This is a genomic window from Burkholderiales bacterium (genome assembly GCA_036262035.1).
In the GTDB taxonomy this organism is placed as follows: domain Bacteria; phylum Pseudomonadota; class Gammaproteobacteria; order Burkholderiales; family SG8-41; genus JAQGMV01.
The window spans coordinates 72507-98798 of record DATAJS010000031.1 but is presented as its reverse complement, the minus strand read 5'-3'; the positions used below and the strand labels follow the sequence as shown (position 1 = coordinate 98798).

The 26292-nt window shown below is 68.6% G+C and carries 10 protein-coding genes; 4 read left to right on the top strand and 6 right to left on the bottom strand.

Translation table 11 applies throughout. The features are described 5' to 3' along the window. The first annotated feature begins 121 nt into the window (after positions 1-121). Positions 122-13387 (top strand): autotransporter-associated beta strand repeat-containing protein, encoded by a 13266-nt coding sequence (locus VHP37_30415; GenBank protein ID HEX2830690.1) that lies wholly within the window; start codon positions 122-124, stop codon positions 13385-13387. 144 nt (positions 13388-13531) lie between these two features. On the opposite strand, the gene VHP37_30410 is transcribed toward VHP37_30415, so the two are convergent. Genes VHP37_30410 through tssJ form a run of 6 tightly spaced genes read right to left on the bottom strand, consistent with a single transcriptional unit; the run spans position 13532 to position 23613 of the window. Beyond that, complete coding sequence (locus VHP37_30410) at positions 13532-15655, bottom strand: protein kinase (protein HEX2830689.1); 2124 nt, start codon at positions 15653-15655, stop codon at positions 13532-13534. Continuing rightward, positions 15652-16443, bottom strand: a complete 792-nt coding sequence (gene tagF, locus VHP37_30405; GenBank protein ID HEX2830688.1) for a type VI secretion system-associated protein TagF — start codon at positions 16441-16443, stop codon at positions 15652-15654. Before tagF ends, VHP37_30410 begins: the two co-directional genes overlap by 4 nt. A 5-nt stretch (positions 16444-16448) precedes the next feature. Then, the gene (tssM, locus tag VHP37_30400; GenBank protein ID HEX2830687.1) at positions 16449-20048 is read right to left on the bottom strand and encodes a type VI secretion system membrane subunit TssM; all 3600 of its coding nucleotides are present in this window, start codon (positions 20046-20048) and stop codon (positions 16449-16451) included. Beyond that, a complete protein-coding gene (locus VHP37_30395) occupies positions 20045-21373 on the bottom strand; it encodes a DotU family type VI secretion system protein (GenBank protein ID HEX2830686.1) in 1329 nt (442 codons plus the stop codon). The genes tssM and VHP37_30395 overlap by 4 nt, the downstream gene beginning before the upstream one ends. Before the next feature lie 2 nt (positions 21374-21375). Continuing rightward, complete coding sequence (tssK, locus tag VHP37_30390; GenBank protein HEX2830685.1) at positions 21376-22716, bottom strand: type VI secretion system baseplate subunit TssK; 1341 nt, start codon at positions 22714-22716, stop codon at positions 21376-21378. Between the two features lie 54 nt (positions 22717-22770). Beyond that, complete coding sequence (gene tssJ / locus VHP37_30385; GenBank protein HEX2830684.1) at positions 22771-23613, bottom strand: type VI secretion system lipoprotein TssJ; 843 nt, start codon at positions 23611-23613, stop codon at positions 22771-22773. A 187-nt stretch (positions 23614-23800) separates the two neighbouring features. Here tssJ and VHP37_30380 point away from each other — a divergent pair, with 187 nt between their 5' ends. From VHP37_30380 to VHP37_30370, 3 genes are read left to right on the top strand one after another with little or no spacing between them, the layout of a single operon-like run. Next, complete coding sequence (locus VHP37_30380; GenBank protein ID HEX2830683.1) at positions 23801-24301, top strand: SH3 domain-containing protein; 501 nt, start codon at positions 23801-23803, stop codon at positions 24299-24301. 10 nt (positions 24302-24311) lie between these two features. Then, entirely contained in the window at positions 24312-25328 is a 1017-nt protein-coding gene (locus tag VHP37_30375) for a M48 family metallopeptidase (GenBank protein ID HEX2830682.1), read from the top strand. 4 nt (positions 25329-25332) lie between these two features. Continuing rightward, complete coding sequence (locus VHP37_30370) at positions 25333-26259, top strand: aspartyl/asparaginyl beta-hydroxylase domain-containing protein (GenBank protein ID HEX2830681.1); 927 nt, start codon at positions 25333-25335, stop codon at positions 26257-26259. Positions 26260-26292 lie beyond the last annotated feature (33 nt).

Below are 26292 nucleotides of genomic sequence, written 5' to 3'. Positions count from 1 at the left end.
GGCCAAACCTTCGATCCCTCCGCATCGCGCGGTCGGGTAGTATTTCAAGTTCTGGAGGGGGCGGTCCGCCCGGGCAGGCCGCGCTCGCACCCATACACAAAGCGCACCGCCAGGAGCTGCGATGACCGCCATTGAGAACGCGCCGCAAGCGCGCGCCGAGCCCTCTTCCCGCCAAGCCTTCGCGCACACTCCGATCGCTTCGGCCGTCGCCCTGGCGGTGCTCTCTCTAAGCGCGACGGGCGCCCGGGCGCAGGCGTTGCCGACCGGCGGCAGCGTCTCGGCAGGATCGGCGACGATCACCCAGACCAATCCCTCCACGCTCACGATCAACCAGGCGACGCAGAAAGCCGCGCTCGACTGGCAGACTTTCAGCATCGGCTCGGGCAACAGCGTCATCTTCAACCAGCCGAACGCCGCATCGGTCGCATTGAACCGCGTGGTCGGCGGCAGCCGTTCCGAGATCTACGGCTCGCTGCAGGCGAACGGCCAGGTGTTCCTGCTCAATCCCGCGGGCGTCTACATGTCGGCCGGCGCGAGCATCGACGTGGGCGGTCTCGTCGCGTCCACGCTGAACCTTTCGAACGCCGACTTCATGAAGGGCAACTACGCCTTCACCGGAGGCGCGGGCTCGGGTTCGATCGTCAACGAAGCGACGATCCGTGTACCGAAAGGCGGCTACGTCGCGTTCCTCGGCAAGCAGGTGCACAACAAGGGCACGGTCGTCGCGAGCAACGGCTCGGTCGCCTTCGGCGCGGGCGATTCGATGCTGCTCGACTTCGACGGCGACGGTCTGCTTCAACTCAAAGTGAATGCAGCCGCAGCGGATGCCGCGATCACGCACGGCGGCGTGATCCAGGCCGACGGCGGGCGCGTGATCATGAGCGCAGCGGCGAAGAACGCGCTGCTGAAGACGGTGCTCAACGTCGACGGCATGATCCTCGCGCGCGGCATGGCCGAGCGCGACGGTCAGATCTGGCTCGACGGCGGGAAGAGCGGCGTGACGAGCGTGACGTCGCTGGTCGATGCGTCGTCGAACGCAGGGAAGGGCGGGGACATCCGCGTCCTCGGCGAATACGTAGGGCTCTTCGGCAACGCGACGCTCGACGCGTCGGGCGCGACCGGCGGCGGCAGCGTGCTCGTCGGCGGCGACTTCCAGGGCAAGAACCCCGACGTCGCGAATGCATTTCGCACCTACGTCGCCAAGGATGCGCAGATCAGAGCCGATGCGATCACCGTCGGCGACGGCGGGAAGGTGATCGTGTGGGCGGATGACGCGACGCGCTTCTACGGCAGCATCAGCGCGCGCGGCGGAGCCGACGCGGGCAACGGGGGATTCGTCGAGGTTTCGGGGAAGAAGGCGCTGGCGTTTTCGGGTGCTGTCGATACATCGGCTCCGAACGGCGGATCGGGCACGCTGCTGCTCGACCCCACGAACATCAACATCGTTGCCGTGGGCACCGACGACCTCGAAGCCGCCGACGGCACGGTCGCGTTCACCGATCGGCCAGGCGAGACGCTCAGCATCAGCGGGACCGCAGTCGGCGCGATCGCGGGCGCCGTCAGCTTGCAGGCCGAGAACAACATCGCCGTGCAGGCCGGCGGTGCGATCGTAAAGGCGGCCGGCGATCTTGCGCTGCGTGCCGGCAACAGCGTGACGATCGGCGACTCGATCAACCTGACTGCGGGCTCTCTCACCATGAGCGCGAGGGATCCCGGAGCGGCGGCGCCGGCCGCTGCGGGCAACGTCGCGATCAACGCTCCTGTGAGCGCGGGCGGCTCGGTCACGATCACCACCAACGGTGGCTCGGGCTCGGTCGGGCTCGGAGCGAACGTCACTGCCGGCACGAGCGTCGCGCTCACGGGCGGCACGGGCGGCATCACTCAGAGCGGCGGCATCATCACCGCAACGACGCTGACCGCGAACGCTACGGGGCCGGTCAGTCTCACGCAGAACAACGCGTTTACCAGTCTTGGCGCTTCGAGCGGCGTCGGCTTCTCGGTCCTCGACGTCAACTCCCTCACCGTTACCGGCGCCGTCGACGCGGGCGCGGGCGCGCTCTCGATCAGCACCAACGGAGACATGACCGTGAACGCCGGGGCGACGCTTGCGGGCGGCACGGGCGTTACGCTCAACTCGGCCGGCAATATTTCGCTGGGCGCCGCCGCCGGCGGCACGACGAACGGCGCGATCGACATCATCGCCGACAGCGATGCGAACGGGACCGGCACGCTGACGACGACGGCTGCCGGAACCATCGGCAACGGCAGTGCGACCACCGTCACGCTGCAAGGGACGGATCTCGTCCTCGGCGCGAACGTGACGGGCGCCAGTGTCGTCCTGCGTCCGTCGACGAATGCCGCGACGATCGGCATCGAGGACGCCACCAAGGACTTCAAGGTTTCCGATGCCGAGATCGACCTGATCACCGCCGGCTCCCTGCTCACGATCGGGACTACCGCGAACACCGGCGGCATCACGCTGGGCACCGATGCGCCGATCACAGCCGGTTCCAAGAACATCGAGCTCGTGACCGCGGGAACGCTCGCGGTCAACGCAGCGAACGGCATTACGACGACGGGCGCACTGGCGTTCACCGCCGACGACATGGCGCTCGCCGGCGGCACGATCAGCGGTACGAGCGTCACGTTGCGGCCCACGACTGCGGGCCGCCAGATCGACCTCGGCACCAACACCGCCGGCACGCTCGGTCTCACCAGCGCGGAGATTGACACGGTCACTACCGGGGCGCTCACCATCGGCCGCAGCGATGGGACCGCTGCCGGCAATATCACGCTGACCGATGCGATCGCGCCGACGGGCACCACCAGCCTCGTGCTGCGAACCGGCGGATCGATCACCCAGGGCGCAGGGAAGACGATCAGCGAGGCGACGCTCGGTCTCGTCGCCGGCACGGGCGTCACGCTCACCGACGCCGGCAACGACGTCACGAATTTAACCGGCTTCGTCACCGCTGCCGGCAACTTCGCGTTCACCGACGCGAACGCGTTCACCGTCGTGGGCGCCGCAGCGGTGAATCCGACGGTTGCGAACGGCGTGCAGACGACGAACGGATCGATCGCGCTCACCGGAACGACGCTCAACCTCGCTTCGAACCTCGTCACCGCCGGCGGCGCCGGCGCTGCGAGCGCGGTCACACTGACGGGTCCCGTCGTGCTGGCGAGCGACGTCACGATCAATACGAGCGCCGGCGGCGGCGACGTGAGCTTTTCGTCGACGATCAACGCGGACGATGCGGCTGCGAACAACCGCAGCCTCACGATCCTCGCGGGCGCGGGTGCGACGACGTTCGGCGGCGCGATCGGCAACTCCCAGCCGCTGGCGGGCCTCGCCGTGACCGCGGGCGCGATCAACCTCAACGACCCCACGATCAACGTCAACGACGACAACGCTCCGGCCACGACGGTTTCGTTCACCGGGCCGGTGGTGCTCGGCGCGAACGTCACCGTCAACACCGACAAGGCGGCGGGCTCGGATAACAACGTCACGTTCACCTCGACGGTCAACGCCGACGACGCGGCGGCAAACAATCGAACGCTCACGGTCACCGCCGGCGCCGGGACCGCGACGTTCGGCGGCAGCATCGGCACGACGCAGGCGCTCGCCGATCTCGACGTCACCGCGGGATCGATCGCGTTCAATGCGGCGAGCGCGATCGTCAACGATCAGGGCGGCAACACTGTGACCCTGAACGGCCCGGTCACGCTCGGACAGAGCGCCACTTTCAACACCGACGGGGCCGCGGATAACAACATCACGTTCGGTTCGACGATCAACGCCGATCTCGCGGCGAACAACCGCACCCTCACCGTGACTGCAGGCACCGGCACCGCGACGTTCAGCGGCAACGTCGGCGCCACGCAGACTCTTGCCGATTTCGACGTCACCGCGGGCTCGATCGTTTTCAACGCCGGCGCCGCGCAGACGGTGTCCGTGGCGACGCAAACGGGGAACACCGCGACCCTGACCGGGCCGGTGACGCTTTCCCAGGACCTCACGATCAACACCGGGAACACCGACAGCGTTCTCATCGCCGGCAACATCGGCGAGACGGGCAGTCGCAGCCTCACCAAGACCGGCGCCGGCACGCTGACGCTCACCGGCGGGGCGAGCACTTATTCCGGCGGCACGAACATCAACGGCGGGGTGCTCTCGATCAGCGCCGATGCGAACCTCGGTGCCGTCGCGCCGCTCACGTTCGACGGCGGCACGCTCCAGGCGACGGCGACGTTCACGCTGAACGCGGGGCGCGCCACCACGCTGAACGCCGGCGGCGGAACCTTCCAGGTCGACCCGACGTTCACGCTCACCTACGACGGAAACATCTCGGGAACGGGCGCACTGACGAAGACCGGCACGGGCACGCTGGCGCTCGGCGGCACCAACACCTACGGCGGCGACACCAACATCAACGCCGGCACGCTGTCCGTCACCAACTCCAACGCGATCCCCGACTTCCTCGCGGCGACCCGCAGTGGAGCGGTCATCGTGGCGAACGGCGCGACGTTCGAGCTGCAGGCGAACGAGGTCATCGGGTCGCTTTCGGGCGTCGCGGGCGCGACCGTACAGCTCAACGCGAACATCCTGAACACCGGCGAAAACAACACGAGCACGACGTTCGCCGGACAGATCACGGGCGCCGGCGGGCTGATCAAGAGCGGCACCGGGACATTCACCCTCTCGGGCGCGAACAGCTACAGCGGCGCGACGAACGTCAACGCCGGCGTTCTGAATCTGCAGAACGACACGGCCGCAGGAACGGCGGCGGGCGGAGTGACCGTGCTGAGCGGCGCCGCGCTCGAGCTGCAAGGCGACATCACGGTCGGCAACGAAGCGCTGACCATCAGCGGCACCGGCGTCGGCGGCAACGGCGCGCTGCGCAACGTGAGCGGTTTCAATACGTGGGGCGGGACGGTCACGTTGGCTGCGCCTTCGACCATCCAATCGGACGCGGGCACGCTCACGCTGAACAACGCGAACGCCGTGACCGGCGCGGGCCAGAACCTGACATTGCAGGGCGCAGGCGACGGCGCGATCAGCGGGATCATCGCGACGACGACGGGGACGCTCACCAAAGCCGGCGCCGGCACCTGGGTGCTGTCGGGTGCGAACACCTACAGCGGCACGACCACGATCGCCGGCGGCACGCTCGCGGCGAATTCGACCGACGCGCTCGGCGACGGCAGCGCGACCAACACGCTGATCTTCAACGGCGCGGGAGCCACGCTGCGCGCCGACGCCTCGTTCGTTTCGCCCGCGACGCGCAGCGTCACGCTGACCACCACCGGCACCATCGCCACGCAGGCCAACGACGTGACCATCGCGGGCGTGATCAGCGGGCCGGGCGGGCTGACCAAGACCAGCCCCGTGGGGACGCTCAGGCTCGAGGGCGCCAACACCTACGACGGCACGACCACGGTCGCAGCCGGAGCTCTGATCGCGGCGAACGCCACCGCGCTCGGGTCGACCGTCGGAGGCACCGTTCTCGATCCCTCCGCCGAGCTGCGCATCGCCGGCGTCGCCATCGGCGGCGAGGCGCTGACGCTCGCCACCGGCAGCCGCCTCAGGGGCACGGGCGCGGCTTCGTTCGGCGGCGCGACGACCCTCGTCACGGGCTCAACGTCCAGCGCCGAAATCCAGGTCGACGGCGCCGGCACCCTCACGGTGTCCGGCATCATCGACGACGGCGCCGGCACGTTCGGCATTACCAAGACCGGAACCGGGACCCTGACGCTCTCCGGCGCGAACACCTACGACGGTGTGACGAACGTCAACACAGGCACGCTCGTCGCCGCGAACGCAGCCGCGCTGGGCACGACGACAGGCGGCACCGTCGTGTCGAACGGCGCGAACCTCTCGATCGCCAACGTCGCGATCGGCAGCGAGGCGTTGACGCTCAGCGGCGGCAATGCGCTCACCGCGACCGGGACGGGCGCATCGCTGGCCGGCGCGATCACGCTCGTCACGGCCGACAGCACGATCACGGTGAACGGCACCGATGCGCTGACGCTCTCGGGCGCGATCGGCGACGGCGCAGGCACCTTCGGCATCGTCAAGGCGGGCACCGGCACGCTGACGCTGTCGGGGGCGAGCACCTACGACGGCGCGACGACCATCAACGCAGGCACGCTCGTCGCGGCGAGCAGCGGCGCGCTCGGTACGAACACCGGCGGCACGACGGTCGCCAGTGGAGCGCAGCTCGCGCTGCAAGGCGGGATCACGATCGCCGATGCGGTGTCGCTCGGCAACAATTCGAACCTGCGCAACCTCTCCGGCGACAACACCGTTTCCGGCACCGTGACGCTCGTCGGTGCGGCGGGCGACGCTTCCGGGATAACTTCCGACGCCGGCACGCTCACGTTCAGCGCGGCGAACTCGATCACCGGCGCCGGTCCGGACCTCCAGTTCAGTGGTGCCGGCAACTTCGTCGTCAATGGGACCATCACCACCGGCTCCGCCGGGCTTCAAAAATTCGGGGCAGGCACGCTGACGCTCGCCGGCAATAACACGTATACCGGCATGACTTCGATCGAGGAGGGCACGCTGCGCGCCACGGACAGCGGCGCACTCGGCACGAGCGCCGGCGGCACCGGGATCAACAACGGCGCCACGCTCGAGCTTCAGGGCAATATCACCATCGCCGACGCCCTGAACACCAATGCCGGCGGCGGCACTCTGCTCAATGCCTCCGGCAACAACACACTGACCGGTGCGTTCTCGTCGGGCGGCGCGGCCACGATCGTGCAGTCCGATGCGGGCCTGCTCACGATGACGGGTCCGGTCACCGGCAGTGCGGTCACGTTCCAGGGCGCGAGCGACATCACCGTGAGCGGCGTGATCAACAACGGCTCGAACGGGATCACCAAGGCCGGCACCGGGACGCTGACCCTGTCGGGCGCGAACACCTACACCGGCGCGACGACCATCAACGCGGGCCGGGTGATCGCCACCAACAGCGGATCGCTGGGCACCGCTGCCGCCGGCACCACCGTCGCGAACGGCGCCGCGCTCGAGCTCCAGGGCAACATCACGCTCGCCGACGCGCTGAGCATCGCCGGCACCGGTATCGGCGGCAACGGCGCGGTGCGCAATCTCACCGGCAGCAACACGCTGTCCGGCACCGTCACGCTCACCGGCGCGTCGACGCTTCAGACCGACGCCGGCACGCTCACGCTCAGTGCGCCGAATTCGATCACCGGCGCGGGGCAGAACGTCACGTTCCAGGGCGCGGGCGATACGCTCGTCAGCGGCACGATCACGACCGGTGCGGGCACGCTGACCAAGGAGGGGGCGGGCGCGCTGACCCTCTCGGGCAATAACACGTACACCGGCACGACGACGATCAACGCAGGCACGCTCACCGCGACCAACAGCGGCGCATTGGGTACGAGCGCCGGCGGCACCACGGTCGCGAACGGCGCGACGCTCGCGCTGCAAGGCGGAATCACGATCGCCGACGCGCTGACGATCGCCGGCAGCGGCGTCGGCGGCAACGGCGCGGTGCGCAACGTCACCGGTAACAACACGCTCACCGGCGCCGTCACCCTCAACGCCGCGTCCACGCTGCAGTCCGACGCCGGCACGCTCACGCTCAACAACGCGTTCGCCGTCAACGGCGCCCAGGACCTCACGTTCCAGGGCGCGGGCGACGGCGCGATCAGCGGCGCGATCAACACGACGTCCGGATCGCTGACGAAGAACGGCACCGGCACGCTGACGCTGTCCGGCCTGAACAATTACCAGGGCGGCACGAGCATCAACGCGGGCACGCTGGTCGCCGCGAGCAACAGCGCCCTGGGCAATCCTGCCGGCACCGCAACGGTCGCGAACGGCGCCACCCTCTCGCTGCAAGGCGGTATCTCGATCGTCAACCCGCTGAACATCGCCGGCACAGGCGTCGGCGGCAACGGCGCGCTGCGCAACCTCTCCGGCAACAATACGGTCGGCGGCGCGGTGACGCTGACCGGCGCGTCGACGATACAGTCCGATGCCGGCAACCTCACGCTGAACAACGCGAACGCGATCACCGGTACGAACCAGAACCTCACCTTCCAGGGCGCGGGCGATGCCTTCGTCAGCGGCATCATCGCCACGGGCAGCGGCACGCTGACCAAGAACGGCGCGGGAACGCTGATGCTGTCCGGCGCGAATACCTACGCCGGCACCACGGCGATAAACGGCGGCACGCTGGTCGCGCTGAACAATACGGCTCTCGGCGCGGCAGACGGCACGGCAGGAACCGGCACCACGGTCGCCAACGGCGCCAACCTCACGATCAGCGGCGTCGTCGCGATCGGCAACGAAGCCGTGACGCTGAACGGCGGCCTCGCGCTCACCGGTGTCGGCTCCGCGTCGCTCGCGGGTCCTGTCACGCTCGCGACCGCCGACAGCACGATCACGGTCAACGGATCGGATCTGCTCACGCTCTCCGGCGCGATCGGCGACGGCGCAGGCAGCTTCGGGATCGTCAAGGCAGGCACCGGCTTCCTCGCGCTGAACGGCGCGAACACCTACGACGGCACGACGACGGTCAACGCGGGTACGCTGATCGCGAACAACGCGTCCTCGCTCGGCTCGACGACCGGCGGCACGATCGTCGCGAACGGCGCGAACCTGACGATCGCGGCCGCGATCGGGAACGAGGCGGTGACGCTGAACGGCGGCACGGCTCTGACGGGCCAGGGCGGCGGCGCTTCGCTCAGCGGTCCGATCACGCTTGCGACCGCCGACAGCACGATCACGGTCAACGGCGCGCTCACGCTTTCCGGACCGATCGGCGACGGCGCCGGAACCTTTGGCATCACGAAAGCGGGCACGGGCACGCTCGCGCTGGCTGGCGCCAACACTTACGACGGCGTGACGAACATCAACGCCGGGACGCTGATCGCGTCCAACGCCTCCGCGCTCGGCTCGACGACAGGCGGCACGACGGTCGCGAACGGCGCGAACCTGACGATCGCGAACGTTGCAATCGGCAATGAAGCGCTCACGCTCAACGGCGGCTCGGCGCTGACCGGCACGGGCGCCGGCGCCTTCCTGTCGGGCAACGTCACGCTCAACGCCGACAGCACGATCACGGCCGGCACGGGCGATACCTTCACGATCATCGGCACGATCGCCGACGGCGCAGGCACGTTCGGCATCACCAAGGCGGGCGCAGGCACGCTCAATCTCGGCGGCGCCAACACGTACGACGGCCTGACCACGGTCGCAGCCGGCACGCTGCTGCTGTCGAACAGCCTGGCCCTCGGCTCGACGGCGAACGGAACGGTGGTGAACAGCGGCGCGAACCTCACGCTCGGCGGAACTTTGTTCGCCGGCGAAGCGCTGACGCTGAACGGCGGAAACGCGCTGAGCGGCAGCGGCACATGGACCGGGCCGGTCACGCTCGCGACGGCGGACAGCACGATCACGGTGAACACCGGAAACTCGCTCGCCATCACCGGCGTGATCGGCGACGGTGTCGGCACGTTCGGCATCGCCAAAGTCGGCGCGGGCACGCTCGCGCTCGAAGGCGTCAACACCTACGGCGGCACCACGACGATCACCGGCGGCATCCTCGCCGCGAGCTCGAGCGCGGCGCTGGGCGACGCGACGTCGACGAACACCCTGATCCTGAACGGCGGCACGCTGCGCGCCGACGGTGCGATGGACTCGGCCGCGACCCGCGGCGTCCAACTCGCGAGCAGCAGCATCGTCAACACCAACGGCAATACCGTGACGCTTCGCGGCGTCGTCTCCGGAAACTCGACGAGCGGCCTCACCAAGAACGGCGCGAATGCGCTGGTGCTGACGGGCAACAACACGTTCGACGGCGCGCTCACGGTGAACGGCGGCGTTCTCGTCGCGGCGAACAACAACGCGCTGGGCTCGACCGTCGGCGGCACGACGATCAACGGTCCGGCGACCCTCAGGATCTCGAACGCAGCGGTCGGCGGCGAATCGGTCACGCTCAACAACGGCGGCGTGCTGGTCGGCACCGGCACGGCATCGCTGGCGGGCAACGTTCTGCTCAGTAACGCCAACACGACGATCACCGCCGACGGCACCGACAGCCTCACGCTTTCCGGCGTGATCAGCGACGGCGCCGGTACGCTCGGCTTCACCAAGACCGGCACCGGTACGCTGGCGCTCACCGGCGCGAACACTTACGACGGCGGCACCACGCTGGCGGCAGGCACGCTGCGCGGACAGGGCAACGCCGGTGCGCTCGGTCTCGGAACGCTTACGCTCAACGACGGCACGGCGCTCCAGCTTGCGGGCGATACCGGCATCGCCTTCGGCAACAACACGACCGTCGCGGGCAACGTGAGCATCGAGTCGGATCGAGTCACCGCCGGCGGCGGCGTCACGCACACCCTCGGCACGCTGTCGATCGGCAGCAACACGCTCACCCTCAATCGCGACGCCACCGTCACGAGCGGCACCGCGGGTCTCACCTTCGGCGCGACGACGCTCACCGGCAATCCGACATTCGCCCCCGCGAACGGCACGTTGCTCACCCTCGGCGCGGTTTCCGGCGCGGGACGCAATCTCACGGTCAACGGCGCGGGCAGCATGACGTTCGCGGGCTCGGTCGGCGATGCGACCAACCGTCTCGGTGCGATCCAGGTCACCAACGCGAACAACGTGACCGCGTCCGGCGCGGTCACGGCGGCGTCTTTCGTGCAGAACGCAGGCACCGGCACCACGCAGCTCGACGGCGCGGTGAACACCAACGCCGCCGCGGGCGTGAGCCTCACCGGCAACACCCAGATCGTGAACAACACGATCACGACGACGGGCGGCGGTGGCGTGACGTTCGCGAACGCAGGCACGCTGACGATCAACGGCAACGTCGTCTCCGACGGCGCGGTCGCGCAGACCGGCGCGGGCGGTGTGTCGATCGTCTCGCGCGACATCACCACCACCGGCGACGCGGTGAGCTTCGCCGCGCCGGTGACGCTCACGGGCGGCGGCATCACGACGATCGATACGACGAGCGGCAGCCCGGTCGGTAACTCGATCCTCTTCAACAACACGATCGGCGGCTCGGGCGCCGAGTCCCTGACGGTCAACAGCGGCACCAGCGCGCTCAACGTGAACGGCGCCGTCAGCGGCCTGAACGACCTGACGCTGACCAGCGCCGGCACCGCCACGTTCGGCGCCGGCGTGACGATCGGCGGAGCATTCACGCAGACGAACGCCGCGACGACCACGTTCAATGGCGCAGTTGCCACCGGCGGCGCGCTCACGCTGACCAATGCCGGCACAACCACTTTCGCCGGCGCTCTCCATGTCGGCGGCGCGCTGATCCAGAGCAACGCCGCGACGGGCGCGACCACTTTTGGCGGCCCCGTGACGGCGGCCTCTGCGACACTGCGCGGCACGACGTTCGACGTGAACAACAGCTTTGCGACCACCGGCGCGCTGAACGTCACCAACTCGGGCACGTTCACCAAGAACGCGACGGGAGACATCAACGCCGGCGGCGGCGTTGCGATCAGCGGCAACGCCTCGCTCACGAACAGCATCATCACCGGAAACACCGCGGTCAGCATCGGCGGCGCCACGGCGCTGACGGGCCCGACGACGGTTTCGACCGGTACCGGCAACGTCACGTTCACCGGCGCGGTCACGGGCAACCAGGCGCTGAACGTGAACTCGACCGGCACGACGACGTTCACGTCGCCCGTGAGCATCGGCAGCCTCACGACGAATGCCGGCGGCAGCACCGCGATCAACGGCGGCGCCGTAACGACCACCGGCGCGCAGACCTACGGCGATGCGGTGACGCTCGGCACCAACACGATCTTCGCGAGCACCGGCAACGCCGACATCGCGTTCGGCAATACGCTCAACGGCGGGGTGACGGTCAACGTCAACACCGGTGGGGTCACGCGGTTCCTCGGCGCAGTGGGCGGTGCGGCGGGCGGCGCGCTCGCTTCGCTCACCACCGACGCCTCAGGCTCGACCGACATCAACGGCGGCAGCGTCACGACGACGGGCGCGCAGACCTACAACGACCCCGTGACGCTGACGGCGAACACGACGCTCACGTCGAACAACGCCGCCATCACGTTCGCGAACAACGTCAACTCCGACGCCACCGCGCGCTCCCTGACCGTCGGCGCGGGCACGGCTACCGTCACGTTCACCGGCAACGTCGGCAACACCGCTGCGCTGTCCGATCTGGACGTCAACGCAGGCTCCATCCTCTTCAACGGCGCCGCCGCGCAGACGGTGAACGTCAACGCCGGAGGCGGCAACACGATCACCTTCAACGCGCCGGTCGTGCTGGCGCAGAACCTGACGGTGAACACCGACGGTCCGGCGGCGGACAACAACGTCATCTTCACCAACCGCATCAATGCCGACACCGCGGCGGCCGCACGCTCGCTGACGGTGACCACCGGCAGCGGCACGTCGAGGTTCCAGCAGGGCATCGGCGCCGGCGTCGCGGATCGTGAGCTCTTCGCGGTGACGCTCTCGGGCGCAAGCGTCGACATCAACGGCGACGTGCTGGTCAACGGCGGCGGCGCAGTCGACCTGCAGGGTGTGACGAATCTCACCTTCAGCGACGGCGCGAAGATCGACACCGACCGCACGGGCGGGACGACCGCCGCGGGCAACGTGCTGCTGGCTTCCACCACCAAGGCGAATCCCGCGACGGCCACCTTCACCGCTCCGGTGACCTGGACGATCGACGCGACCGCCGACGGCGGCGCGGCGTCGGGCAACGTGCAGCTCGGGACGATCGGCGACGTAACGCCGCTCAAGGTTTTCAACGTCTTCGGCGAGAACGCGAACGTCGTCGGTCCGGTCAAGGCGACGCAGATCGCGATCACGGCCAACTCGGTGGCGACCAACGGCGCGGGCGTGCTGATCGCGAGCAAGGACTTCGCGAACGATAGCGCCATCACCAACGCGGCGGTGAAGCTGCAGGGTCTGACCGGTCCGGGGGTCTTCGGCACGGTGGACAACTTCCTGCAGATCCAGGCGCCCGGCTTGTTCGTGGTGATTCCGAACGAGTCGAACGCGCTGCCGGTGGTGTTCCTGGGCGGCGATCCGTCGCTCAAGCCGGTGTACGAGTTCGCGAACGACCCGAGCAAGCGCGTGGTGCTCTACAACGGCGTCGCGCCGGACAGCCCCGCCGCCCGAGCTGCGTTGGGGGCCGCGCTGGCGCCGCTGCGCGAAGTCATCTCGGAAGTGCTGCTGGCGGGCTTCGCGAAAGAGAACATCCGCCGTCAGCTCGTGCAGGGGCAGGTGCTCGAGACGGGTCTCGCGCGGCCGGGCATCGACGAGTTCACGGGCGAAGGCGTGCAGCAGCAGCCGTCGTGTCAGGGTTCGTCGAACGCAGCGGCGGCCGGCAACATCGCCTGCCAATAAACGGCTCGTCATTCCCGCGAACGCGGGAATCTACTTTGGCCGGTTGAAAGTCAAATTGGCTCCCGGATCGCGTCCGCTGCCGCGGACAGGTCCGGGACGACGCGACAGCGTCGCGTCGCTGCCGCGGGTCGGGAATGACGGCGGTTATTTTTTTACGAAATCGAACAGCGCATACCCCGCGACGATCTTGTCGCCGGGACGCATCTTCGCGACGTCTTCCTTGATCGCGGCGAGATAGGCGGAAGCTTTCTCGACATCCGGCCGCGTCTTCGGCAGGAAGAGCGGCGTCGGGCTCTGCATCACGACGAGCATGTGCTTGCCGAACGGCGGCACCAGGTCCCACTGCATGCCGAAGAACGGATCGTCCCCGAGCGTCATCTTCTGACCCGGCTCGACCTTGTTGGAGCGCTCCTTGGCGTGCGGCAGCATGTGCACGACGTTGCCTTCGGTGTCGTAGAGGTCGGCGTAGATGTAGCCGCCGAACGGGGCCGCGGCGAGCGCGGCCACGAGCTTCTGTCCTTCGGTCGCGGTCGTGGCGCCGTTCTTCAGGCCGATGCTCGGTCGGTTCGGATCGGTCATGTACGGCGACAGCGCGGACACGACCTGGCAGTGCGGCGGCGGCACCACTTTCACCGCGCTGCGGTTGACGCTGCTCACGCCGGGAAGGGGCGACAGCTCGGTGTTGATGCGCTGGAGGTCGGCGTCGCGCGATACGAAGCCTTCCACCATGACGGTGCCGCCGTTCACCGCGCCTTCGAGGTGCGCGCAGTCGTAGGCCGCGAGCTTCGCGTTCACGTCGGCGGCCGAGGCGACCGCCGCCTGCGGGACTGTGGCGGTGCCGCCTTTCGTCGGAGGCACCGCGGCGGTGGGCGGGGAAGCTTCCTGGATCGCCCAGTACGCCGCGCCGCCGATGACGAGCAGGAGCAGCCCGACGCCGCCCGCGATGAGCGGCATCCTGCTCCTGCCGGTGCCGGTTTCTTTCTCCGCGGGAACGGCGACAGGCGCAGGGCGCGCGACCGCCGCCGACGAGGCGGCAGGCGCCGAGGCAGCGCTCGTCGACACAGGCGCGGGCGGAGCGGTCCGCGGCGTCGCGACCGTCGGCGCGACGGTCGGCTGCGAGTCGTGCTGGATGCGGTCTTCGGCCGAGCGCCGCTCGACGCCCGTGGGCAGGAAGCGCGTGGTCGGGGCGCGCTCGACGAAACCGAGGAGCTGCCGGAACTCCGCGATGTTCTGCGGCCGGTCTTCGGGCTTGACCGACAGCGCCTTGTCGATGGCGCGCAGGAACGGGTCGCTGTAGCGTCCCGCCGCGGACTGCGCGAGCGGCACCAGCGGATCGGACATCACGCGTGCGACCGCCGGCACCGGCGCCTTGCCTTCGATCGCGAAGTACACGACCGAGGCGAGCGCGTAGAGATCGGTCCACGGCCCCTGCCTCATGTTGGGCACTTCGGCGTACTGCTCGATCGGCGCGTACCCCGGCTTCAGTATCACCGTGAGCGCCTGTGTCATGTCGCCGATCACGCGCCGCGCCGCGCCGAAGTCGAGCAGCAGCGGCGTCTCGTCCGGCAGGATCATGATGTTGTCGGGCGCGATGTCGCGGTGATAGCACTGCCGGTTGTGGATGATCTCCAGCGCGTCGAGCAACGATGCGAGCTGCGTTTTCAGCCACGTTTCGTCGGGCGGCGCGTCGAGGTCGTTGAGCGCGCTCTTGAGCGTGATGCCTTCGTAGAACGGCATCACCATGTACGCGGTGCCGTTCGCTTCCCAGAAGCGGTAGACCTTCACCAGCGACGGGTGGTCGAACTGCGCGAGGAGCTTCGCTTCGTTGATGAAGCTGCGCATGCCGGCGGCGAAAGTGTCGGCGTGGCGGTTCGAGCGCACGACCACGGTCGAGTCGCCCGTGCGCGACGCGAGCTCCGACGGCATGTACTCCTTCAGCGCGACCTGGCGCTCGAGCGAATGGTCGTACGCGAGGTAGACGATGCCGAAGCCGCCTTCGCCGACCAGCCCGGTGATCTCGAACTCGCCGAGCTTCGTCCCGACCGACAGCGCGTTGTGACCGAGCGACTGGCCCGTCCCGGGAGAGACGGGAGGCGTGGGACCGGGTCCGGTCGTCACCGTCGCGCCGTGATCGGCGATCACGGTGCGGCCGTCGTTCGTCGGCATCGGCGCGCCTGCGGCGCCCGCGATCACCGTGCGATCGGTGGGGCCTGCGCCGCCGCCGATGTGTGCCCCGAGGACCGTGCGGTCGTCGTCGCGCTCGCTCATTTCGCGGCCGCCGCATCGAAGGCCTGCAGCGGATCGACCGGCAGGGCGCCGCCGCCCGCCGCGTCGACACGCGAGCCGCCGAGCATCACCGTGAAGTAATCGTCGGGCGGAAGCGCCGCGCTGTAATGGAACTCGGCGGCGCCCGACTCCTGGTCGATCGACCACCAGCAGCTCTTGCCGGTGACCGCCGTCATGACGAAGAGCCGCGCGGCGGAGCTCGCGGCGGACGCGAGATTTTCCGCGCTCGACAGATGGAACGACTGCGCCTCGGGCTGAGGATCGCGCAGGCATTCGATCATGTTGCGCGTGCCGGGCGGCGCGTACGGCGCTTCCATCGCCGGGAACCGGTGTGCGGCAAGCGCGGCTTCGAGATCGTTGGCCGAAAACTCGACGTTGAGCGCGGCGAGCCCGATGCGCTCCAGTCCCGCGAACCAGTCCTGGAGCGCGAGCAGGTGCACGATGTCGGCGGCGTGTTTTTCGATCGGCATCGCGAGCGTGAGCGGGAAGTAGCGGCCCACCTTGTCGACGCTCGGCAGCAGTATGCCGACGGCCGCGCGCTCGCCGCACACGCCCGGCGCGAGGATGAAGCGCCACATCGGGCTCGTGAGATAGATGTCGAGCCAGCGCTCGCCGAGCTGCTGGCGGCTGGTCGCGATCGAGCGCTGGAGCCACGCGTCCCACGGCGTGATGAACTCCGGCTCGAGCCGCCGCGACGCGAAATCGCCCAGGCACGGCAGCTTCCCGTACCACCCCGCGATGTTGGCCGCTTCCTCTGTCGTGGTGTTCATGCGCGTCACAGTTTGCCCGGGCAGCGGAACTGCTCGAGCTCCGAGAGTTTCAGGGGATTCTGCACGCTGCCGGAGATCACTTCGAATTGTGCCTTGCGCCCGTCGAGCGTGAACGTCGCGAGCATCTTCTCCGGCTGGCTCGTCGGCTGCATCTGCGCCTTGTCGAGCAGGCGCAACAGCGCCCAGGGACCCTCGAAGAGCAGGTTGCCCGCGGGTGCGCCGCCGGCGGCGGTCGCCTGCAGCCGCACCTGCTGCGTGCCCTTGGGGCCCGGCCACTGGATGCTCATCGGCACCTGCGGTCCGTGCGCGTACTTGAGGTTCTGGCCGTCGACGTCGATGACGACCTGCGTGAGGCTCGCATCGAGCCCGACCGGTTTCATGTCGAAGCGTATCGAAGGCGTCTGCCCGCCGCGGAAGAACACGTCGCGGATGGTCGCGGCGCGCTGGAACTGCACGAGGCTCGCCGAGTCCGCGACCGGCACGTCGGCGATCTTCCTGAACTTCCACGGCCGCGACGAGGTGTCGACCAGCGCCGCGAGGTTCTTCTGGAAGAAGTCGTCGAGCAGCCCGTTGGGCGCGAAGAGCCGCGTGAAGTCGTCGCGCGTGACGTCGGTCGCGCTGCTCTTCACGAACGGATAGCGACCGTTGATCGCGCGCGTGCAGAAATCGGTGATCGATGCGGTGACGCTCTGCGAAAGGTTGCTGCGGGTTTTCTCCGCGACCTGCTTGACCGCGCCCGTCGCGAGAGTGGTGAGCATCGACTGCAGCGGCTCCGGCAGGCGCCCGGTCTCGGCCTTGATCTTGTCGGCCACGCCGGACGGCGGGGGCGGCGGTCCGCCCGCGTTGACCGCGGCCTGCGTCGCGACCATCTGTTGGTACGCTTCGTTGATGAGGGCCACGGTGCCGTCGATCGGCGCCGGGGCTCCCGCGGCCGGCGCGCGCACCATACGGCGCAGGGCGGCGAACTGGTCGTCGACGATGCTCTCGATACGCTGCGGACCGGCGGGCGTGGGATCGGGCGCCTGGCCCAGTAACTTCACTAAGTCGTCGCGCTTCTGCTTGATCGCTTCGGTCGCCTTGTCGACGACCGACTTGTCGCCGGGCTTGTCGGCGCCTTCTTCCTTGCCGAGGGTGGTCTCCTTGACGATGCCGCGCATGAGCGGCGGCAGCGGCGAATCGGGCGCCGACAGCACGCGCGCGATGTTGACGCTCTGCTGCAGGTCGGACGCGCGCACGAGCTTGATGTCCTGCACGAACTGGCTCCACGTCCTCGCGTACTCCTCGAGATAGAGCCGCTTCACCGCGTTCATGAGCTGAGGCCGGCCGCCCGCCGTGTCGGCGATGCGCTGCGCGGCGCTCTGCTGGTCGGTTCCGAGCACCCAAGGCTCTTCCTGCGCGAGCTGCGAGGTCACCTGCTCGGCCGCGCGCTGGAACGCCTTGTGATAGCCGTCGTAGCTGTAGAACCCCGGCACGCCCTTGGTGAGCGGCTGCCCGCTCGCGCGCACGAACACGATCGAGGCCGAAGGACCGGCGGCCCTGGCGATGGTGAACTCGGGCAGGTCGGAACCCGCGCCCTGATGCTTCAGCCGGTTGTAGATGCGCTGCGCGATCGGTATGCGCGAGATCGTGTCGCGCGCCTGCGCGATCAGGTTCTTGTCGGGCTGCACCGGCAGCGACACGCCGCCCAGCGCGAGCAGGTTGTCGAGGTGCAGCTCGAGCTCGCGGCGCTGCTCGACGGTCACGTCGCGGGGAAGGCTGCCTTCCCATTCGGCCGTCACGAATGCCTTCAGCGCGGCGGCGTCGAAATAGCGCGGCTCCGAGAGCATGATGTACGCCTTCAGCGCTTCGTACAGGAGCTCGATGTTCTGCTGCCCCGAGCGCAGCCTGCCTTCGATGCGCATCGCGACGCGCGGCAGGAAGACGTCCTGGAGCAGACGGCGGTACGCGAGCTCCGCCGCGGCGTCGAGCTTCTCACCCTGGTAGAGCCCGAACGTCATCGAGGTCGGCACTTGCGCCGAATTCTCGGGCAGCGTGGCGATCCGGCGCAGCGAGCGCAACGGGGGCAGCAGCTCGACCAGGTCGGCGCTCTGCGTCGCTTTCAACTGCGCGACCTGCTCTTCCACCGCCTTGATGCGCGCGTCGACGTCGGCGACGTACGCCTTGTTGCGCACGTAGCTCACGCCCCACGCGGCCATGGCGCCGATCGAGAGCAGCGCGAGCAGCGCGATCGTTCCCCACTGCAGCAGGCCGCGGCGCCGCTCCCATTTGAGGTTGGTGCCGGCGATGCCGGACTCTTCGAAGATGACGTCGTTGAAGAGCCGCGTGATGAAGAAGCTCTTGCCGCTCGGGCGCTGCGGTGCGAGCAGGCGCCGGTCGAGGCGCAGCGCGCGCGCGAGGCCGCCCATGATGCGGTCGATCGGGCTGCCTTCCTGCGTGCCGCTGGTGAAGTACACGCCGCGCACCATCGGCTGCTCTTCGAAGCGCGAAGGTGCGAAGACCTTGTTGAGGAACGCGCCCAGCGGCTCCTTGAGCGCCGCGAAATGCTGCGGGAACACGTAGAGCAGCGCACGCTTCTGCGGATCGCGTTCCTGCTGGAGCTTCTCGATCAGGCGATCGTTGATGCGCTTTTCCAGCGCCTCAAAGCGCTGGTTGAGCTCGGCGAGGACGTTGCCTTCCTTGCCGGCGAGCTGGAACGTCGTGCCCCACACCTGCTCGCGATCCTCGCGCGGGAGGTCGCCGAAGAACTCCATGAAACCGGGCAAGAGGTCGGTCTTGCTGATCAGCACATAGATCGGGAAGCGCACGTTGAGCTGCTCGTGCAGCTCCTGCACGCGGGTGCGCAGCGCGCGCGAGTGCGTCTCCATGTCCGCCGCGCTCTGCTGCAGCAGGTCCGCCACGCTGATCGTCACCAGCGCGCCGTTGATCGGCCGGCGCGGGCGGTATTTGGAGAGGAGCTTGAGGAAGCCCGCCCACGCGGCGCTGTCGACGTCGCGGTCGGATTCCTGCGTCGTGTAACGGCCCGCGGTGTCGAGCAGCACCGCGTCCTCGGTGAACCACCAGTCGCAGTTGCGCGTGCCGCCGACGCCGGCGATCGCTTCCTGTCCGAATTTTTCCGCGAGCGGGAAGTGCAGCCCGGAGTTGACCAGCGCGGTCGTTTTGCCCGAGCCGGGCGCGCCGATGAACATGTACCAGGGCAGCTCGTACAGGAACTGCCCGCCCATGAGCGAGGAGAACTTGCCCGACTTCTTCTGCTTCGATTCGCGCAGCGTCGCGACCGCCTGCTCGAAGCGCTGCTTGAGCAGCGCGACTTCCTGGGTGCCGGCCTGCGCGGCGGCCGCGCCTTTGCTGGTTTCCTCGGCCTGCGCGACGATGCCTTCGGTGAGCTGCTTGTTCTTCTGCTTCGCCTGGTACATCCGCCACGCCCAGCGCGCCACGAAGAACAGCACGAGAAGGAGGATGACGATGGCGCGCACGATCTCCGAATCGAGCGGCCGCCAGGTGCCGATCGCGATCAGCGGACCGACGAACCAGATGATGAGCGCGAGCGCGATCAGGCCGAGGACGGCCATGACGCGCCGGTTGAAGATCATGCGGAGGAATTTCATTTCGCTGGCGGGGTCGGTTGCGCCGGCGCGGCGGGTGCGGCGGCCGGGGCCGCGACGAGCAGCGTGATCTCGACGCGGCGGTTCTTGGCGCGGTTGGCTTCCGAATCGTTCGGCGCGACCGGCTCGGAATCGGCGCGGCCTTCGGCGGTGATGCGCTGCATGCCGCCCATCCTCGCGCCGAGCGCGGCGGCGACCGATTTCGCACGCTCCTGCGACAGGTGCCAGTTCGACGGGAAGCGCACCGAGCGTATCGGCTGGTTGTCGGTATGGCCGGTCACCTTGACGAGCCCCGGCACCTTGGTGAGCTCGTCGCCGATGCGGTCGATGAGCGGCTGGTAGCGGTCGGAGATCGAGCCGCTGCCCTTGGCGAACAACCCGTCGCCGACGATCGTGATCACGCTGCGGTCGACGCTGTCGGTGACGGTGACCAGGCCCTGCTGGATCTCCGGCGCGAGGAAGGTCGCGAGCCGCGGCTGCGGCGCGGGCGGACGCACGACCGGCTTGGGCGGCTCGCCCTGCGCGCGTATGCCCTGGATCTTCGCGAAGACCGGATCGGAGCGCGAGTTCAGTATCCAGCTGAAGGTGAGATAGACGAGCAGGAGCAGCGCGCCGCAGCCGGCGAACACCGCCCACAGCGGCACGATCGCGAAGAAGCGGTGGCGTTTCACCGCCGCAGGCTGCCATTGCGGCGAGAGCTCGCGCTCGTATTCGCCGCGCTGCTGCCGCAGGATCTGGGCGAGGCGCTCGCGCAACTGCTCGAGCTGCGCGCGGCCGTTGTCGATGACGCGATAGCGGCCTTCGAAACCGAGCGCGAGGCACGCATACAGCAGCTCGAGGAGATCGCGGTTCTGCGCCGGCGTCTGCGCGAGCTTGGAGAGCAGCATGAAGAACTTCTCGCCGCCCCACGTCTCGTTGTGGAAGAGCGCGAGCAGGCTCTGCTTCGCCCACACGCCCGAGCCCCACGGCGTCGAGGCCGCGACTTCGTCGAGCATCGTGCACAGCGCGTAGCGCGCGCCGATGATCGCTTCGGGCGATGCGCCTGCGGCGCGTGCGCGGCCTTCGAACGCCTTGATGTCGCGCACCAGCGCGTCGCGCAGCCCCATCGGATCGGGATGCTGGATGGTCGAGCGAAGCTGAGGGACGAGATCGAGCAGCGGATTCGCCGCGGCGAGCAGCGGATTCAGGCCGGAGAGGTGCGCGGGCGGCGGCGAATCGCTGACGGGCGCCGGGCCGCCGGGCGGCTGCCGCACGACGGTCTGCGCCGAGCGTCCGTGAGGCGAAGGGATGATGACGGTGCGGTCGGAATCTTCGGGCATCTCACTCATGATCAACCCCTGATCGCCCAGAATTCGAGCTCGAGCGCCGGGAACTCACCGCCGATATGCATCGCGAGCCCGCCCGAGCGCTCGAGCTGCTTCCACAGGTCGCCGCCGCGCTCGAGCTCGAAGTAGTTGCTGCCCGCGTGGAACGGGATCTGGCGCGGCGCGACCGGCAGCGCGTGCAGCGGGATGCCGGGCAGCTGCAGATTGACGAGGTCGCGAATGCGCTCGACCGGCCCGATCTTCACCTGCGTGGGGAAGCGCGAGCGCAGGGCCTCGGTCGGCATCTGCGCGGCGACCGCGAGCACGAAGCTCGCGCTCTTCACGAGCTCGAGGTCGGCGATCACCGCGACCTTGACGCCGTAGCGGCGGTCCTGGAGCTCGATCGGTATCGCGGTCTGCTCGAGCACCATCGACAGCGAGCGGCGCAGCGCGGCGATCACCGGCGCGAAGGTCGCTTCGAGATTGTCGTGCTGGTATTCGGGGAAGCGCTCGGCGCGCGTGTTGCCGGTCGTGTTGAACGTCGCGAGGTCGCCGGCGAGCTGCAGGCACGTCGCATACAGCCGCTCCGGGTGCAGCATCTGGTGGGTCGCGAGGTGCGAGAACAGCGGCTCGTAGCGGTTCACCGTCTGCAGGAGAAGGAAGTCGGCGATCTCGGACACGCCGCCTCGCCCCATCTGCGACAGCCGCGCGGCCAGCGCTTCGCCGCGCTGGTGCAAGAGGCCGTGCAGCTCGCGGATGTAGCTCGCGAGCACCGCGTCCGCGGACGAGTGCAGCATCGGCGGGATGTACGACTTGGAGAGCAGCACCTGGTTGTCGGCGCGCCGTTCGGTCACCTGCACCAGTCCGAGCGTGGTGTAGGCGTCGGTCACGTCGCGCTTCCTCATGAGGCGCATGCGCAGCTTGCCGACCTGCACCACGCTGCTGTCGGCCGAGGCTGCGTTGGAATCCCGCACGTCGAGCTCGCCGACGGCGTAGCGCGTGAGGCTGTGCTCGGAGCTGTCGTTGAAGTCGGTCTCTTCGGCGCCGGGTCTTCTCACCGGCAGCGCGAGCACGATCGCTTCGTCCTTCAGATCTTCCGGAATGTCGAACGCGAGCGGCGGCGAGTCCTCCGCCGGAAAATCGAACGGCGTGCCGTCGGGGAATACGCCTTGCGCGGATGCGATCTGTATCTTGCCGAGCGTGAGCGCTGCGCGGTCGAGCTCGAGCTTCGCGCAGCCCCAGCTATAGCCGAGCAGCGGCCGCGTGCGGCCCTCGAGGTGCCGCTCCCAGTAGCGGTCGTGCTGCTGGAAATGCTGCGGCTGAAGGAACAATCCTTCGGACCAGATGACCTTGCTGTTCCATGACATCGTTTTATCGTCCCGTGCTTGGGAGCCGCGCGGCTCGTGATTCCGGCCGTGCTTTCATTGCAGCCTGATCGCGACCTCGTTGCGATCGAGCTTGATCTCCATGCGGGTGGTCTGGTTCACGAAAATCGGCGTGCTCGCGCGCCAGCGCGCGCGCTCGATGTCGCGGAAAGCCGCGACGATGCCGACGTAGCGCGTCTCGCTCTTGAGCGTGGTGATCGCCTGCGGTTTGGCGCCGGGCATCAGCGGCAGCTCGTCGCGATTCACCAGATCGGGCCCGAGCTGCTCGCGGTCCTTCTCGTAGAGCGAGAAGAAATCGGCGCGGTTGAAAGCGGCGAGCGATTTGAGCTCGTAGATGCGAACGACGACGGGCGACGGGCGTCCTGTCGCGTCCGGGTTGACGTTCGGATCGATGACGAAAGACAGCTCTGCGACGCTGGGCTTGGGCGGCGCGGGCGGCTGCGGCGCGGCAGCCGGTGCGACGACGACCGCGGCAGGCGGGGCCGGCGCGACGCCGGGCTGTACCGGTACCGCGCCCGGCGCCGCGGCCGCGGGCGCCGGCTGGCCTGGCACCGGGACGGTCACGACGGGCGACCCGGGAACGCCGGGGATCGGCACCGCCACGCCCGCCGGTTGCGCTGCGGGGGCGGGCGCGACGACGCCGGGCTGTGCGGCGACCGGCGCAGGCTGTGCGGCGACGGGCGGCGCGCCGGGCAGTCCGGGTATCGGCACCGAGATCGTCGGGGACATCGGCACGCCGGGAATCTGCACCGCGATGCCGGGCTGCTGCACCGGCGCAGGCGCAGGCGCCGGTGTAACCTGCACCTGGGCGAACGCCGCGCACGACAGGACCGAAGCGGCCAGTGTGAACGAAGCGGACGATCGAATCAGGGACCTCACACCGCTAGCTCCAGTTACGGGACGTCGATCGTCGCTTCATCTTGTTAGTTAGTCCGCGGAGTGTACGACATCCGCGCGCACATTCCGCGAGTGAAAAACGGCGGGTGAGGCATCGGGTCACGATCGACGCGTGATCTATAATGCACCCGGGCGCCAACGTCCGTCGAAACATTCGAGGCCTGCGATCATGAGCGGACAGCGACTGCTCTTCACCTTCTTATTTTCCTTTTGTGTTTTCGCCGTCGGAATCGGGCGGGCGTCCGCGCAGGAGCAGGTCGTCGTCGAGCGTGACGCCGAGCTGCTCGCGGAGCCGCGCAGCGGCGCGCCGACCGTGGCGCGTCTGAAGCAGGGCACCACCGGCGAGGTAATAGCGCGAAAGATTCCGTGGGTCAACCTGCGAACGGGCAGCGGTACGGGCTGGGTCCAGTCGTTCAACCTGCGCTTTCTCGCGCCGGGCACTGCGCCCGCGGCCGGCGGCAAAGTGCCCGTCCCCGTCGTGCGCACGCCGACGAGCCGTACGACCGCGACGATCGGCATTCGGGGCCTCGACGCGGAGGACATGCGCGGTGCGCGTTTCGACGCGGCGCAGATGCGGCTCCTCGACCAATATGCGGCGAGCCGGCAGGACGCCGAAAAAACGGCGCGCGACAACGGGCTCACGCCCACTCGCGTCGAGTACTTCAAATAAGGGGGTAGCGATGAAAGCCGACTGGGGAACCATCTCCCGGCACGCCGCGGCCGCCGCGTGCCTCGCGTTCGGGCTCGCTGCGCCGGCCGGTGCGGCGTCGCTGTTCGACCGGTTGCTCGACAATCCCGGCATCGTCCGGGATGCGACTACGGCGGTAGTGGGCATCAACGAGCAGGAAGAGATCGCGATCGGGCGCGAGCTCGCCGGGCGCACGCTGGGAGCCGCGAGGCTGGTCAACGATCCGGAGTTGCAGGCGTACGTCAACCGCGTCGGACGCTGGATCGCGGCGCAAAGCGAGCGGCAGGAGCTGCCGTGGCGCTTCGGGGTGATCGACACCGCGTCGGTGAACGCCTTCGCGGCGCCCGGCGGATTCATCCTCGTCACCCGCGGTCTCTACGACATGCTCGAGAACGAGTCTCAGCTGGCAGGGGTCCTCGGTCACGAGATCGGGCACGTCGTCCGCCGCCATCACGTCACGGTGCTCCAGAAGAGCGCGGCGGTGTCGGCCGGTTCGCAGGCTTTGCAGCGCGACAACCGCATGGCTTTCGTGAATCAGCTCATCGGCACCGGCGCCGAAGTGTTCACGCGGGCCCTCGACAAGGACGCCGAGTACGAGGCCGACGCCCTCGGAGTCGTGCTCGCGCTGCGCGCGGGCTACACGCCGCAGGGCCTCACCGACGTGCTCGGGAAGCTCCAGGCACGCGGCGCGTCGGACGACGCGATGCAGCTTCTGTTCGCCACCCACCCCGCGCCGGGCGACCGCCTCCAGCGGCTCAACGACGCGATGTCGCCTCGCCTGGCGAACCTGCCGCAGGGCGTCGAGCCGAACATCCGCACCGTCTCCGCCTCGGCGGGCACGGCGCCCGCATCGACCGGGGCGATGCCCAGGGGCGCCCGCGCGCTCTCGGCCGAATCCGAGCCGGCGCCCGCACCCGCGCCCGCTCCGGCACGCTCCGGCGGCAGCGGCGGCGGCAGCGGCCTGCCCGTGGACCCGGGCCAGCTCCTGCGCGGCATCTTCGGAAGGTAGTCGATTGGAGTTCCTCGCACCCAAGTACGTCATCCTCGCGCTCTTTCTCGCGTCGGTGCTCTACGTGCACCTGCGCGGGCGCGTGCGCTTCTCGTTCACGCGGCAGCTCTTCAACCATTCGTCGCTGATGGCGCCGTACAACGCGCTGATGTATCTCTTCTCGGCGGTGCCGGCGAAGCCGTTGCTCACCGACGACGACCTGCCCGAGCTCAAGCGCCTGACGGCGCACTGGGAGACGATGCGCGAGGAGGCGCTGAAGCTCTACGACGAGGGCTACATCCGCGCCGCGCTCAACAACAACGATATCGGCTTCAACTCGTTCTTCAAGCGCGGCTGGAAGCGCTTCTACCTGAAGTGGTACGACCAGCCGCTCGCGTCGGCGCAGGCGCTGTGCCCCCGCACGGTCGCGCTGCTCAACGAGTTTCCCGTCGTCAAGGGCGCGATGTTCGCGATGCTCTCGCCCAAGAGCACGCTCAACCCGCACCGCGATCCTTTCGCGGGATCGCTGCGCTATCACCTCGGCCTGGTGACGGCGAACTCGGACAAGTGCTGGATCAGCGTCGACGGGCAGCGCTATTGGTGGAAGGACGGCGAGGCGGTATTGTTCGACGAGACCTACATCCACAGCGTCGAGAACGACACCGACGTCACCCGCATCATCCTGCTCGCGGACATCGAGCGTCCGCTCAAATTCCGCTTCATGCAGGCGATCAACAGCTGGGTCAGCCGCAATCTCGTGACCGCGAGCGCGACGCAGAACGTCGAGGACGAGCCGGTCGGCGCGCTGAACCGCTTCTACGGCAACGTCTATCACCCCGTCGCGGCGCGCATCAGCGGCGCGGCGAGGAAGCTCAAGCAGAAGAACCGGCCGCTGTACCGAACGCTGCAGTACGGGATCGTGCTGGGCGCCGCCTATCTGATCTTTTTCTAGAGCGAAAAAGCTTGAACCGCAAAGAACGCAAAG